Source organism: Ruegeria marisflavi (assembly GCF_025673445.1).
In the GTDB taxonomy this organism is placed as follows: domain Bacteria; phylum Pseudomonadota; class Alphaproteobacteria; order Rhodobacterales; family Rhodobacteraceae; genus Ruegeria_B; species Ruegeria_B marisflavi.
This window is the reverse complement of sequence record NZ_JAOVQN010000005.1, coordinates 131,085-144,642: the sequence shown is the minus strand read 5'-3', so window position 1 is coordinate 144,642 and position 13,558 is coordinate 131,085. Positions and strand designations below refer to the sequence as shown.

Annotated in this window: 11 protein-coding genes; 4 read left to right on the top strand and 7 right to left on the bottom strand. The window is 62.0% G+C overall.

Annotated elements, in window-relative coordinates; translation table 11 throughout:
* Positions 1 to 80 precede the first annotated feature (80 nt).
* From OEZ49_RS07315 to OEZ49_RS07305, 3 genes are read left to right on the top strand one after another with little or no spacing between them, the layout of a single operon-like run.
* Positions 81 to 1,868: an HlyD family efflux transporter periplasmic adaptor subunit gene (locus OEZ49_RS07315; RefSeq protein WP_263387690.1), complete on the top strand. Its 1,788-nt coding sequence runs from the start codon at positions 81 to 83 to the stop codon at positions 1,866 to 1,868.
* Positions 1,865 to 4,012 (top strand): efflux RND transporter periplasmic adaptor subunit, encoded by a 2,148-nt coding sequence (locus tag OEZ49_RS07310; RefSeq protein ID WP_263387689.1) that lies wholly within the window; start codon positions 1,865 to 1,867, stop codon positions 4,010 to 4,012. The genes OEZ49_RS07315 and OEZ49_RS07310 overlap by 4 nt, the downstream gene beginning before the upstream one ends.
* Complete coding sequence (locus tag OEZ49_RS07305; RefSeq protein WP_263387688.1) at positions 4,005 to 5,963, top strand: preprotein translocase subunit SecA; 1,959 nt, start codon at positions 4,005 to 4,007, stop codon at positions 5,961 to 5,963. Before OEZ49_RS07310 ends, OEZ49_RS07305 begins: the two co-directional genes overlap by 8 nt.
* A 136-nt stretch (positions 5,964 to 6,099) precedes the next feature.
* On the opposite strand, the gene OEZ49_RS07300 is transcribed toward OEZ49_RS07305, so the two are convergent.
* The 7 genes from OEZ49_RS07300 to OEZ49_RS07270 all read right to left on the bottom strand — a co-directional run bounded on the left by OEZ49_RS07300 (position 6,100) and on the right by OEZ49_RS07270 (position 12,548).
* Positions 6,100 to 6,366 carry a hypothetical protein gene (locus OEZ49_RS07300; protein WP_263387687.1) on the bottom strand — a complete coding sequence of 89 codons (267 nt, stop codon included), beginning with the start codon at positions 6,364 to 6,366 and terminating at the stop codon, positions 6,100 to 6,102.
* 32 nt (positions 6,367 to 6,398) lie between these two features.
* Positions 6,399 to 7,229, bottom strand: coding sequence for a hypothetical protein (locus OEZ49_RS07295; protein ID WP_263387686.1), 831 nt, complete (start codon positions 7,227 to 7,229; stop codon positions 6,399 to 6,401).
* Positions 7,230 to 7,402: 173 nt separating this feature from the next.
* Positions 7,403 to 10,108: a phage/plasmid primase, P4 family gene (locus OEZ49_RS07290; RefSeq protein WP_263387685.1), complete on the bottom strand. Its 2,706-nt coding sequence runs from the start codon at positions 10,106 to 10,108 to the stop codon at positions 7,403 to 7,405.
* Positions 10,105 to 10,302 carry a hypothetical protein gene (locus OEZ49_RS07285; protein WP_263387684.1) on the bottom strand — a complete coding sequence of 66 codons (198 nt, stop codon included), beginning with the start codon at positions 10,300 to 10,302 and terminating at the stop codon, positions 10,105 to 10,107. Before OEZ49_RS07285 ends, OEZ49_RS07290 begins: the two co-directional genes overlap by 4 nt.
* 97 nt (positions 10,303 to 10,399) lie before the next feature.
* Positions 10,400 to 10,582 (bottom strand): helix-turn-helix transcriptional regulator, encoded by a 183-nt coding sequence (locus tag OEZ49_RS07280; protein ID WP_263387683.1) that lies wholly within the window; start codon positions 10,580 to 10,582, stop codon positions 10,400 to 10,402.
* Between the two features lie 107 nt (positions 10,583 to 10,689).
* A complete protein-coding gene (locus tag OEZ49_RS07275; protein WP_263387682.1) occupies positions 10,690 to 11,403 on the bottom strand; it encodes a hypothetical protein in 714 nt (237 codons plus the stop codon).
* Positions 11,400 to 12,548, bottom strand: coding sequence for a tyrosine-type recombinase/integrase (locus OEZ49_RS07270; protein ID WP_263387681.1), 1,149 nt, complete (start codon positions 12,546 to 12,548; stop codon positions 11,400 to 11,402). The genes OEZ49_RS07275 and OEZ49_RS07270 overlap by 4 nt, the downstream gene beginning before the upstream one ends.
* 209 nt (positions 12,549 to 12,757) lie before the next feature.
* On the opposite strand from OEZ49_RS07270, the gene ctrA reads away from it, so the two are divergent.
* Positions 12,758 to 13,474: a response regulator transcription factor CtrA gene (gene ctrA / locus OEZ49_RS07265; RefSeq protein ID WP_263387680.1), complete on the top strand. Its 717-nt coding sequence runs from the start codon at positions 12,758 to 12,760 to the stop codon at positions 13,472 to 13,474.
* Positions 13,475 to 13,558 lie beyond the last annotated feature (84 nt).

Sequence of the window (13,558 nt, the reverse complement as noted above, 5' to 3'; positions counted from 1 at the left end):
GGCAGGAGACAGCATTGGACGCGCGATCTAACTTGGAAACAACGGCCGGGTCGACGGAACGTGCGGATGAGTCTGCGCAGATGTCCCCGGCACTGGACGATGAACAGGCGTTCCTGGCCGCCTGGTCGGATCAGCTGTGCAAGCGCCTGAGCGCTGACCTTGTGGTTATAGCGCTTGGCCCGCGAGACACCGGGCCATTCCGCCTGGCAGCCCACGCACCGGAGGACTCGGAACCGGGCGAGGGGCTGGCTTCCGCTGTGGATCTGACTATCGCACAGCGCAAACCAATCGTGAAAAGCGGTTTTCAGGAACGCGGGGCGACCTGTTGTGCCATTGGCGTTCCGGTGCTGCGTGACGGTGCGCTTTACGGCGTGATTGCAGTCCAGCTTGCGGTCCGCGCCGACCTTGATCTTCGCAGAGTTGTAGACGAAGTGAAATGGGCGCTGCCGGCCATCCAGTTCAGGCTCGTGGCCCGCGACCTAAACGAAGGTGCACTCAGTCAGGCCAGGGCGCGTGCTGCGGTCGAACTGTTGGCCGGTGCCCTGGACGAACCACATTGGTCCGTTGCCGCCGCCACCGCTGTCACCGATTTCTGCGACCGTCTCGCCTGTGACCGTGTGGCGCTTGGCCGCCGTCATCGCCGCAGGTCCAAAGTGGTCTCGCTGTCCCACAGCGGCAATTTCCAGCGGTCCTCGGAGCTTGTACAGCGGATTGCCGACGCGATGGATGAGGCTATTGACCAAGGTGGACCGATCCGGATGCCGCAGGATGGCGAGAACACGCTGACCTTGACAGCCGCGCACCAGGAACTGATCCGCTCAGGCGTGCCGCGCGCCGTGCTCACTGTTCTGCTGCGCCGAGATGGCCGGGTGACTGGGGCGATGGTTCTTGAACGCGGCGGCAACAACCCGTTCCGCGACGAAGAGGTCGACCTTGTCGAGGCCGTTGCCGGTATTCTTGGGCCTGTCTTGGAAGAAAAGCGACTGAACGATCGCGCCCTGCCGGTCAAGGTAGCGGCAGAGGCAGGTCGCTTTGGCGTCGCTGTTCTTGGCCCCCGCAAGGCCGGGTTGAAAGCGACGATTCTGCTTGTGTGCGTTGCACTGTGGGTCGCCTGGACAACCGCTATGCCATTCCACATCACCGCGGATGCGCGGGTCGAAGGCGAGATCCGCCGCGTCGTCGCATCGCCGCTAGATGGCTACGTCTCCTCTGCTGCTGCGATCCCAGGCGACATTGTGGCCGAGGGCGATATCCTTGCCACGCTCGACGATCGCGACCTGCAGTTGGAGATTGCGCGCTGGAATACCGTCCGCGCCCAGCGTCAGCGCGAATACGAGACCGCGTTGGCCGAGCGCGACCGTGCCGCCATCGGTATCGCTGCGACCCAAATCAGCCAGGCTGAGGCCGAGATAGCGCTGCTTGAGGAACGTCTGGCCCGGACTCAGCTTCGCGCGCCGTTTGATGGGGTGGTCCTCTCAGGCGATCTGGACCAGTCCGTTGGTGCGCCAGTCTCGCGCGGACAGGTGCTATACGAGATAGCCCCTCTGGACGCTTACCGCATCGTGTTGTCGGTCGACGAACGCGACCTTGCGCTGGTGGGAGAGGGGTTGGCCGGCGAGGTCATTCTGACCGCGCTACCCGGACAGACCTTCGGCATGGAGACCGGCCGCGTTACATCTGTCGCGGGAGTTGAAGACGGCCGCAACGTGTTCCGTGTCGATGCACAACTGTCCGAACAGACCGATCTCTTGCGCCCCGGCATGGAAGGGATAGCCAAGATCACGGTGGACGAACGCCCGCTTTTGATGATCTGGACACACGGTCTACGGAACTGGGCGCGGATGGCGGTTTGGCGCTGGTTGCCATGAGCGGAACGTTGCACAGCCAGACCTGGTATCGCGTCGCCGAGCTGACGCCGCGCCTTCGAACGCATGCCGAGGTACATCGCGCCGTGTTCCGGGGCGAGGTTTGGTACGTTGTCGAGGATCACGCCAGCGGCGCCTATCTGCGCTTATCCGAAGCCGCATGGCGCCTGGTGGGCTTGATGAACGGCAGGCGCACAATGGACGAGATCTGGCGCGCGGCCGCCGAGGCACTCGGCGATGACTTGCCAACCCAGGACGAGGTCATCCAGCTGCTGATCCGATTGCACCGGTCCGACGTGCTGCACGCGGCAATACCTCCCGACATGGAGCAGGTGGTTCAGCGTGGCCGCTCCGACAGTCGCAAGAAACGTCTTGCCAGCCTTCGCAATCCGCTCGCCATCCGGGTTCCGTTGCTGGACCCCGACAATTTCGTTCGCGCGACTGGCTGGCTGGTACGGCCATTTTTTTCCTGGTTCGGCGTACTGGTGTGGCTGGCCGTGGTCTGTAGCGGCTTGTTCGCCGCGTTGCAGAACCTCGACGCACTTCAGTCCAACATCGCTGACCGCGCGTTGACGGCAGGCAACCTGCTGCTGATCCTGACGGTCTATCCACTGGTCAAGGCGGTGCATGAGTTGGGTCACGCCTATGCTGTCCGCCACTGGGGCGGTGAAGTACACGAAATCGGGATCATGTTCCTGGTCTTCATGCCTGTACCCTATGTGGACGCATCAGCTTCTTCAGCCTTCCGCTCAAAATGGCAGCGCGCGGGGGTCGCGTCTGCGGGGATCCTGGTGGAGTTATTCCTTGCCGGCGCCGCCGCCCTGCTTTGGGTGCAGATGGAACCGGGCCTGCTCAGGGCTGCCGTAATGAACGTGATGCTCCTGGCGGGGCTCTCGACAGTGTTCTTCAACGGCAACCCGTTGCTGCGGTTCGATGGCTATTACGTTCTCGCCGACCTGATCGAGATCCCCAACCTCGGCACCCGCTCCACACAGCACCTGCAATACCTGGCGCAGCGTTATCTCTTCGGCATGAAGAACGCCGTCTCGCCCGCGATGGCGCGCGGAGAGGCGACTTGGTTCACCGTCTACGGCCTGCTTTCGCTGGTCTATCGCTACATGATCATGCTGACGATCATGCTGCTGGTGGCAGGCATGTTTTTCGAGATCGGCCTGCTTCTGGCGTTCTGGGCAGGTGTCCTGTTGCTGATCGTTCCGGCAGTGCGCGGCATTCGCTTTGTTCTTGGTAATCCGCGGCTGGAGGGCCACCGCTTCCGCGCGCTTACAGTCACGGCGGCGCTGGCACTTGCGGTGCTCTGGGCGCTGTTCGTTCAGCCCGTGCCCTCCGCCACTATTGTCAGTGGCGTTATCCGTGCGCCAGAGAATGCGCGGGCGTTGAGCGGAGCAGAAGGTTTTGTCGAAGAATTGCTGGCGCGTCCGGGCGATACACTGGCGACGGGGGATCCGATATTGCGCGTCAGCGACCCGCTGCTGGACGCGCGCGTGCGGCAGATCGAGGCCCGGATCGAGGAATTGCGCTTGCGCCGTTTCAATGCGCTGATCAACGACCGGGTGCGTGCTGACATGATTGCGCAGGAACTGGCACTGGCTGAGGAAGAGCGCGCTTTGGCGGTCGAGCGGCGGGGTGAGCAGATCGTGACCGCGCCAGTGGCTGGTCGATTGCTGTTGCCAGCGGGAGATGACCTTGTTGGTCGCTATGTCCGGAAAGGTGAAGAACTGGCCTGGGTCATCGGGTCCGAGCCGGGTATCGTCCGGGTGGTCATTCCCGAGGCCAAGATCGATCTGGTTCGCCGCAACATTGCGGCGGTACAAATGCGACTGGCCAGCGCGCCGCTGGAAGCGGTGCCCGGGGTTCTGACCCGCGGCACGCCCGCCGCTGTCCCGGTCTTGCCAAGTGCCGCTTTGGCAACGGAGGCAGGCGGCCCGATCCCGGTCGATCCAACCGCCGACAAGCCTTTGACGCCCGTTCGAACGGTTTTTGTCATGGACGTCGAGCCAACAGACCAGCGCCCACTGGCCGCGCTCGGCGAACGGGTGTCCGTGCGCTTCGACCACGGATCCACACCACTGGGGACGCAGCTTTTGCGCGAAGTACGGCAGATTTTCTTGCGGGACCTCAATGTCTGATACCTTCCCCGGTCAGGCCCCAGGCGCTTTTTATCCCCGCGCACCTGCCGAACCGGCGAAGTCGAAGCTCGACCGCTGGATTGAGAAATACACTGCTCTTCCGCGTCTGCGCAGACGCGCCCGACCAAAAAGGTTCTTCGCTTGGCGCGTCTTGCGTTGTGGGAAAACGTTATCCGGAATGTCAGACAACCGGTTGCTCGCCGAGTTGCACGCCACCGCCCACGGCCTGCGCGCTGCTCGCGCTCACCCGGGCGAGGCGCTGTTGGTCCGCAGTTTCGCGCTGATCCGCGAATGCGCGGGGCGCGAACTTGATCAGCGTCACTACGCTACCCAAATACTAGGCGCTCGCGCGGTGCTGAACGGCGCCGTGGCAGAGATGCAAACCGGTGAGGGCAAGACGCTCGCTATCACTCTTGCTGCCGGAACAGCCGCACTGGCCGGTCGGCGCGTGCATGTCATCACCGCAAACGATTACCTCGCGGGTCGCGATGCCGATACGATGCGGGGTCTTTATGCCCGCCTGGGCCTAACCTGCGCCGCCGTTGAGCCTGGTTGTACGCTGGAGCAGCGCCGCGCTGCCTTTGCCGCCGACATCGTCTATGCTTCAGGTAAGGAAGTAGCCTTCACCTTTCTGCGCGATCGCGTTGCAATGGGTGGGCGGTCAGGGGACATCGGTCTGCGTACCCGCGCGTATTTCGACGGGTCGGGCCTGCTGTTGCCCGGTTTGCAGTTCGCCATAGTGGATGAGATCGATAGTGTGATGATCGATGAAGCGCGCACACCGTTGATCCTCTCGGTCCCCCCGGCAGATGCACGGATCGAAGCCGAGGCCGCCCGCGCCGCCCACGCCATTGCCAGCGAGATGAAGGAGGGACGTGACTATCGAATTGACCGGCTGCGTCATGCGGTCGAACTGAACCGTACGGGATGTGACCGTCTTGCAAATCTGGCCGAGCTGATGCCCGATGCATGGCGACCCGCACCAATCCGCGAGGACGCGGTGCGCACGGCGATCAGCGCCATTCACCTGCATCGGCGTGACGAGCACTACATCCTGCGCGAAGGAAAGGTCGAGATAGTTGACGAATTTACGGGGCGCACCATGCCCGACCGTTCGTGGTCGGCGGGTCTGCACCAGGCGGTCGAGGCTAAAGAGGGCGTGGAAATCACCACCCGCCGCGTCACGCTTGCTCAGATTACCTTCCAGCGTTTCTTCCGGCGCTACATCCACCTTGGAGGTATGACTGGCACGGCGACAGAGGCGGCGGACGAATTCTGGTCGGTCTATGATTTACCCGTTGTGCGCATCCCGACCCACAAGCGCTCGCGCCGCCGGACCTGGAAAACCCAGGTGTCGGCGCGTGCAGCAACCAAATGGGCGCGTGTTGCAAAGCGCGCCAAGGCGTTGTCGGACCGTGGCCGGCCTGTCCTGATAGGAACCCGAACCGTGGCCGCATCAGAGGCCGCCAGCGCTGCGTTGCACTCACTTGGAGTGGCACACCGGGTACTCAGCGCGGCGCAGGATGCTGACGAGGCAGCCGTCGTCGCTGAGGCGGGCCGGGCCGGCGCGGTGACAGTAGCGACCAACATGGCCGGGCGCGGTACCGACATTATTCTCGATGCCGAGGCCCGCAAGGCAGGCGGACTCCATGTCATCATGACCGAGATGCACAGTTCCCGCCGGATCGACCGTCAGCTTGCGGGCCGCGCTGGTCGGCAGGGCGATCCCGGCAGTGCGGAGGCGATCCTGTGCGCCGAGGACTCGCTGCTGCCTGAGTTCGGTCGCCGCTATAGCCGTTTGATTGCGCGTTTCGGAGGGCGCGTCGTTCTGTCGGCGCTGTCCGACGCACAGCGACGGGCGGAACGCACCCATGTTGCCGCCCGGCGCCGACTATTGGAACTGGACGAACAGATGGCCGAGAATCTCTCGTTTACCGGAACGCCGGAGTAGTTGTGCTCAAAAGGAACTCGATTGGGTCCAGTCGCTACTTCAAAACCGGCCCAAAAATCGTTCGCCTGGCACCGTCACTGTCCGATTTTCGGGGAGGCGCTCAGACGACATCTTCGATCTTTGGTGTAAGCGCGGATTACCTAAGCCGCCATTTTTCTAACAGCCCGACAGCACCCCGTCTGTCGGGCGCCGATTGGCGGTTGTGATCCGCGATGGTTCGGATCGCCCGTTGCATCCGGGCGTCAGTTTCGGCGTCACCATATCCGCCCATCATAAAGCAGGCGGTCGCGGCCTCGTGCCCGACGATCTGTTCGATCCGGTTCAACAGATAGCAGGCATAAAGCGCGTCGCCCAGTTCATCCCCCGGCCATTGCAGCGGCTGGCCATTGTTGGCAGCGATCATGACCGCTTGCGGGATGTCCGATGGAACGCCGGTCAATGGGGACTCGCTTCATCAACACTCGCAAGCCAATCGTTAAAGCTGGGGCCAGCCGTCGCATCCGCAGTCGGTCCGGGCAGGTGATTGGCGGGCCGTGGCGTCGGAACGTTCTTTTGATTGCCGTCCCGTAGACGAAGCCCCATGGCCCGCAACAGATCGGCGAAGTGCCGCTGTTGGCTGCGGATCGCTTCAAGCGCGGGATGAACGCGAACGGTTCCGGTCCGTGTCCTCAGCACTTCCGTTCCGGGCATGATCGACATCTTCAGCCGACGGATCGTTTGGGCCGCATAGGCCGCTTCACATGCCAGCAGGAGATCGCTCAACGGCCAGTCGGTACGGGCGCGGAACAAACCGTCGTAGACCGCCAGCCCGACGTGGTCGAGTGCTTCAACTCCGACGATGTCGCGTGGTCCGGTCGCGGCGGTTCGATCAGATTCCCGTGCAGCGGCCAGAGCGCCGGTCACGGTGTCGGATTTCGGTTTCTTCGCCATAATTTGAAAATATCCCGTTTTTATTCCGCATAATTTGAATGCCGCAAAATAAAAAATCAACGGAAATCGTCGTCGAGAACAGGACAAGCATTGAAGATTGTGACCCCAGCGCGGTGGCGACCCCCGAGCGATCCTTTCGACCCTCCGCCCCCCTAGCCAGAACATGCAGTTGTCAGACAGGAGCTGGACGCTATCGGCCTGCGTTTCTGGGGCCTTGCCGGAGACGGCGCACACCGGGCTGTTGGCCAGCACGCGCTTGCGTAGCCGTTTCCAGCGTTGCGTGCCATACCAACGTTTGCGTTGCAGGACGGCGGGTGTGCGGCTGCGGTCCGTCATGTCGGGGACCTGGGGCAGATGTGGTTGTTGTTGGGGCCGATGGTGGGCTGTGCCAAATGTGCCAAAATGAATCTTATCTACCGTATCGTGCGCATGCATACGTGCGCGCGCGTACAATAGAGAAAAGTTCCCTATACGGCTGATAAGATTCATTTTGGCACGTTTGGCACAGTTCAACTCAACACCCCATCAGCAGCGTCACAGACGACACCAAGACCGCCGTACTTTGCGATCTTCAGCCCAACACCGATAAAGGCCCAAGGTTGCGTGCCGTTCAGGCGGGTACGCTGGTAAGGAATGCCGTGGTCGGCCATGTCCTTGACGATCTGGGCCTTGGGAATGGGCCTCAGGCCCTCTTCACCCCGCCACGCGTTGTAGGCCTCCGCGAAATCCTTGGCCGCTGTGTTGCCTACACGGACGCAGCGCTCATCCAAGAACTGCCCGAGGAAATCCTCGCTGGTCACGTAATCGTCACTGGCGACGCGGACCTTGTCGGGCGGGTTCAAGCCCTGAGCCTGCCAAGCCAGACATCCATCAACCGCCCACCGCAGGATGGCGGGCCATTCGGCCTTCAGTTTCTCTGGCAGGTGCGGGTCGCGCTCTTCCGGTGGAATGTAGACATCGAATGGCACCAGCAGCAGTCGGTCCCTGATGGCTTGACTCGTATCCCGCAGGGCGGGCTTGGAGTTCGCGGCGATACACAGCAAGAATTGAGGCGCGAAGTCGAAATAGTCCGCGCGCATGAACCGGGCTGTCAGCATGTCGCCGCCGGTCAAATCCTTCAGCACGGTTTCGTTCCAGAACGCGCCTTTCGGGATTTCGCTACCGAACACGAACCGCTTGCCCCGCAGGCCCGCGATGGCGGTCGAATGCTCTTGGTTTCGGGTCTCTAAAAACAGGTTCGCCGGTGCTTTGCGCCCGTAGTCCTGCATGATGCTCAACACAGTGTTGAGAAAAACGCCTTTTCCGTTCCTCCCGCCACCCGTCATGAACAGGAATTTCTGTTCGGTCACCAAGCCAGTTAAGGCATAACCAATTGCCCGTTGCAGGAACCCAATCATCTTGGCATCGCCATCCATCACCCGATGCAGAAATGCCTCCCAGATCGGAGCGTGTGTCCCCGGTGCCGCAGGGACACATCCAGCGCATTGCGTTATCAGGTCGTCGCGCTCAGCGGGACGCAGGACGCCAGTGCGCAGATCCACGACACCGTCAGGCGTTCCCAGCAGCATGGGGTCCGCATCCAGATCAGCGCTTGTGACGGCCAGTCCATGCGTCCAGCAGAGCATCTGGTGCAAGGCCGCATTGGTTGCTGCCTGCCGGAGATTGTGGGCGGTCTGGCGGCCCCAGCGTTCGATGTGGCCGGCTGCCCTGTCGTCGGGCTGGGCCGCTGCTTCGCGCAGCGCCCAGTCGAGCACCTGCTCAGCCTTGCGACGCAAGAACCCGCGAACGATGTCCCAGACCTGCATGCGCTCGTCTATGAACCACCGGCGGCCATCCCAGAGCAGCCACTTGGTCGACTCGCCCCACAGGCGGGCGTTCCGGGAAAAGCCTCCGTCGCAGATCTCCAGCGCCAAAAAGTCGTGGCTCACGTCGGGCCGCTCACCACTGCCTGCATCCAGCGGCGGCAGGGGTGCTGGCAAGACCTCGTCCCACCAGTTTGCGCTGTCTGTGGGTGCGCTGTGGATCGGCCTGAGCACCTCGGGCATCAAGGGTACGAAACGGTACACAGTCCCCTTGTCCCCGCCTGCATGCGCGAAAGAGTGGACGCGCCCCCGCCTTCCTTCGGTGAAGATCTTGGCGACTGTCGGCCCGCTCGGATAATCGGGTTCGATAGGGTCGCAGCAGGTCACGCCATTCCAGCGCTGCGGATCACGCAGGATCTCGCCCACGGTGACGGTGCCGTCCTTCAGGTGCAGGACGAAGTCATGACCAAGAACCTGCCCATCCATGGCCTGCTCAATCGTATTCAACGCAGCCTCTTCAGTGAGGCCGGTCCGGGCTGCCAGATCAGCAGTGCGCCGGACCAGATAGGCATCACGGGCCGCATCCATCTCTGGGCGCAAGGCCGCTTCGGCCTCGGTCAGATGCTTGGTCAATTCGGCTGCCTCTTCAGTCGTCAGATCAGGGATGCAAGCCCTTGTGTCCAGCATCTCGACACCATCACGCATCTGGAACAGCTTCTGCTGCGTGACAGGCGGTGTCACGCTGGCCTTCAGATAGATCGGCTGAGACGGCACCTTCAGGGCTTGGTCCGCGAAAGACCGCGCAAGGAATGCGCCGCTTTCGCTCAGCTTGTGACGGGTGAAACCTGCCAGCATCATGCGTTGATGCAGGGCTGTCAGGGCGCGTGGAATGTCTTGGCCGTCCGTCACGTGAAAGAACGTGTGTATGCCTCGCAGTCCCGTCTGGGTCGCCCCCAGCGTCACGCAGGCGCTACTGCTGCTTGTCTGGATCGCGGCATGTCCTGCCACGGCTGGCGCGGATTGCGTGACTGCCTGCCAGACTTGGTCGAACGTGATCTCTTGCCCAGCGCTGTCGCTGTCGACGCACATCAGGGCGGGCCCGGCCGGGAACCGCAGATGCTCGTTTGACCGGGCAATGACAGGCAGTTCTCCAACCTGCGCCACGGACGACGCCGGTACGACGACGGCCTGCGCATGGTCCGCGATACCGGCTGTCAGGTGCTGTGACGCTGTTGCTGTGTCACGCATCCACTGCGCCAGCACGGCCAGCGTCTGCACGTCTCGGGTCTGGTAATCCGAACGGATCAGGCTGCCGTTCGTGACACGGGTCAGACTGCTGTCGGGTGCCGCGGTGAATGCTTTGCCGGGGGGCGGGGTTCGAAGGTCGGCGTGGGTGAAAACTCCGATCTTCATGCCTTCACCTCGCGCGTCTTCAGCAGCTTTGCGGGGTAACGAAGGCCGCGGGCGTGGTGGATCTTGCCGGGCAAACCGTTTGGCTCTACCGGGCCCTGCTTCGGGACGGCAGCCCGGATCAGGTCGTCTGCGGTTTTTCCTTGGCGCGTCATGGCGGCCATGAGTCGGCGCTGGCGGCGGTTCATTTTGGTCATTACTTCATCCTTGCCTGTTCGGGTCGGACGCGTAAGACTGTCTTTGTTCCATGTAGTCTTACGTGTCTCGCGGGGCGACTCTTGCGGTCGCCCTGCTTCACGCTGCGTGGCGGCCAGCCAGCCAAGCCAGCACGTCGCTGCGGCGGTAGCGCAGCCACTGCCCGCTCTGGGCTTTCGTAAAGCGCGGGCCGTCACCACGCTTGCGCCAGCGGCACAGCGTCTCGGGGCGGATGCCCAGCAGTTCGGCGGTTTCGTTTGATGTCAGCAGGTCGTCCTGCATGGGTGTCACCTCTCGGTTTGAGTTCCGGTGACACCCCAGAATGGGCAGATTTTGCCTCGGGTCAAAAGCGAATTCAGGACACACGTCGGCGTGTCCTGAAATAGTTGTCAGAGGCGGTCGGCGTCCCGTTCCAGCAGCTTGCGCAGCTTGCCGTTGTTGTGCCCGGCCTCGCGCTGGAAAGCCTGTGGGTCGTCCCAGCCATACACCTGCGCCAAGGCCGCCAGCGCATCCCCTGCCAGCTCGCGGGCCGCTTCCAGCAGGTCATCGGTCCCGCAGGCAGCCCGTGCCGCTTCGGCCCGCTGCTGGGCCTTGCTGGCCCGCTGGTGGTTTGCACGTTCGCGGCCTGCGTTCTGTGCCCGGTGGGCCTGCCGGGCCTCGGCACCCTCGGCCAGCGCTTGACGGACTGTGTCATCCTCGGGCAGCGCAGGCGGTGCGCCAAGCAGCCACTGACTGGCCGTCAGGGTCACCCTGTCCAGTGCGGCCCCGTGGTCGTCATGGTCCTGCCAGTATCGGAACGCCGCGGCGGCATCGGCACAAGCCAGCACGAATGCGAGAGCATCACTCGTGACACCCTGCGTCACCGACCAGCGCAGCCCGTCGCGGTCCTCCGGGTCGAGTCCCAGCGCCAGCACGTCGGGCCATGCCTCGCGAGCCATCGCGGCCAACACCGCGCCCACATCCTGCGCAGCGGCATCTGCGGCCAGATACAGGTGCTGGCTGGTTGCGGCCTCGCGGTCGGGATCGGACTGGCAGGCGTTCCATGCACGGGTCATGGTAGACAGGTGCTGTCGCAGGTCGTCGATGGCTTCGAGGATGCTCAAGCCACGAGCGCCTCAAGATGCCGTTGCCAGCCGCGAATGACTTCTGCGGCTTCGTCCTGATAGTCGTGCCTTTGATAGACCGACTCCAGTTCCGATTTATGCACGCTATGGCCCAATGCGGCCTCGCTGGCCTCGTGGCCGTGCCCTTGCCGTGCGGCCCATGTGCGTAGGCTGCGGCGCACGTCATGTGGACGCCAGTTCGTGACGCCTGCTGCGTTACGCCATTCGGTCAGCCGTGCGGGGCTGAAATATGCAGTGCGGGTGAACAGTCGCCCTTCGGGCCGCAGGGACGGGCGCAGATAGTCCCACGCCCATGCGATCAGCGGCACCCACGGCAGGCTTTGCTTGGCGTTCGGGCGGTTGATGAACCGCACCCCGTCCTGCTGCACTTGTTCCCGCGTTAGGCTGGCCACAGCGCCGCTGCGCTGGCCCGTCAACATGACAAGCTGGGCGGCGGCACTCCACGGCTGCCTGATGGCGTCAGACGCCCGCCACAGCCGCACCAGTTCCGCATCTGACAGCACCCGTTTGCGCTTGTCCACGCTCAGGTCGGCATCGGTGGAACTGGGCAGGGTAACTTGCGTGACGCCTCGCGTGTCACACCACTTGAGGAAAGACCCGAGTATCTTGAACAACAGGACGCCTGTCGCCTCGCTACGGGCCGCGACATCATCCACCACCCGCATCAGGCCCGCCCGTTCCACCCGTTCGATGCGTGACGCGGCTATGTCATGGTGCAGCACCTCGCGGGTGATGACCTTGCGATAGGTGCGGCGCGTAGTGTCGCCCCAGCGTTTGTGCGGCGCATCCAGCCAGACGTTCAACCAATGGCCCAGCGTGTCGCCGCTGGCTTTCTTCTGGGCGGGTGTTTCCACCTGCTGGGCTGGGTCGATACCGGCACGGATTTGCAGGCGCATTTCAGCGGCGCGCTTGCGCGCCGCATCAACCGTGGACTCACCCAGCTTGGCAATTGTCACGCGCTTGTATTTGCCCGTCTCGCGCTGCTGATAGTTAAGGAACATCGAGGGCTGGCCCTTGGCGTTTCCACGGGCACCAAAGCCTGCAACTTCTGTGTCCCATGCAATTTGCCCGGCAGGTAGGTCTGCAAGACCGCGGGCGCTCAGTTTCATCTTGCGGGCAGGCATTTTTGTCAGTCTCCAGTCAGTCCATGTCAGTAAATAGGACGCAATCACTGGCAATACAAGTCAATCAAATGGACAGGAAAGCCCAAATAAATATGGCATTTAGCTATGTTTTGTTGGATTTTGCGAGGCGGTGCGAAAGTAACGTCGAGTTAACTTTTGTTGGGCACGGTTGGTTTCAAATCGGAACAAGTTGAAGACGGAGAAATGCGATGCGCATACTATTGGTTGAGGATGATTCGGCGACATCGAAAAGCATCGAATTGATGCTGACGCATGCCAGTCTAAACGTCTATGCGACCGATCTGGGCGAGGAGGGGATCGACCTCGCCAAGTTGTATGACTACGATCTTATCCTTCTTGACTTGAACCTTCCCGACATGAACGGCCTAGAGGTGTTGCGCCAGCTTCGTTTGGCGCGGATTGAGACGCCAATCCTTATTCTTTCGGGGGTCGATGATACTGAAAGCAAGATAAAAGGCTTCGGGTTTGGTGCTGACGACTACCTCACGAAACCGTTTCATCGCGAAGAACTTGTGGCACGTATTCATGCCATTGTACGCAGATCGAAGGGGCATTCACAGTCGATTATCCGAACTGGATGTATTGCAATCAACCTTGACGCGAAAACAGTTGAGGCTGATGGGCTGGCTGTCCATTTGACGGGCAAAGAGTATCAGATGCTGGAACTTCTAAGTTTGCGAAAGGGAACTACGTTGACCAAAGAGATGTTTCTAAATCATCTCTATGGTGGTATGGATGAGCCTGAACTAAAAATTATTGATGTCTTCATTTGTAAGCTTCGGAAAAAACTCAGCAATGCAACCGGCGGAAAGAACTACATCGAAACGGTCTGGGGGCGCGGGTACGTTCTGCGGGATCCGAAATCTGATGAGGTGCCGCCTTCGCGCATCGCGGTCAACGCATAGGTCCCGCCAATAACACGGCTGCGATTCCAGCGCGGCTTCACCACTCACAGACAGTATCTGGACCTGAACATGGCCTCGCCCTAT

Bases quoted from the DNA above. Each gene is read 5' to 3' on its own strand.
- OEZ49_RS07315 (WP_263387690.1), top strand. From the start codon at position 81: ATGTCCCCGGCACTGGACGATGAACAGGCGTTCCTGGCCGCCTGGTCG.
- OEZ49_RS07310 (WP_263387689.1), top strand. From the start codon at position 1,865: ATGAGCGGAACGTTGCACAGCCAGACCTGGTATCGCGTCGCCGAGCTG.
- OEZ49_RS07305 (WP_263387688.1), top strand. From the start codon at position 4,005: ATGTCTGATACCTTCCCCGGTCAGGCCCCAGGCGCTTTTTATCCCCGC.
- OEZ49_RS07300 (WP_263387687.1), bottom strand. From the start codon at position 6,366: ATGATCGCTGCCAACAATGGCCAGCCGCTGCAATGGCCGGGGGATGAA.
- OEZ49_RS07295 (WP_263387686.1), bottom strand. From the start codon at position 7,229: ATGACGGACCGCAGCCGCACACCCGCCGTCCTGCAACGCAAACGTTGG.
- OEZ49_RS07290 (WP_263387685.1), bottom strand. From the start codon at position 10,108: ATGAAGATCGGAGTTTTCACCCACGCCGACCTTCGAACCCCGCCCCCC.
- OEZ49_RS07285 (WP_263387684.1), bottom strand. From the start codon at position 10,302: ATGACCAAAATGAACCGCCGCCAGCGCCGACTCATGGCCGCCATGACG.
- OEZ49_RS07280 (WP_263387683.1), bottom strand. From the start codon at position 10,582: ATGCAGGACGACCTGCTGACATCAAACGAAACCGCCGAACTGCTGGGC.
- OEZ49_RS07270 (WP_263387681.1), bottom strand. From the start codon at position 12,548: ATGCCTGCCCGCAAGATGAAACTGAGCGCCCGCGGTCTTGCAGACCTA.
- ctrA (WP_263387680.1), top strand. From the start codon at position 12,758: ATGCGCATACTATTGGTTGAGGATGATTCGGCGACATCGAAAAGCATC.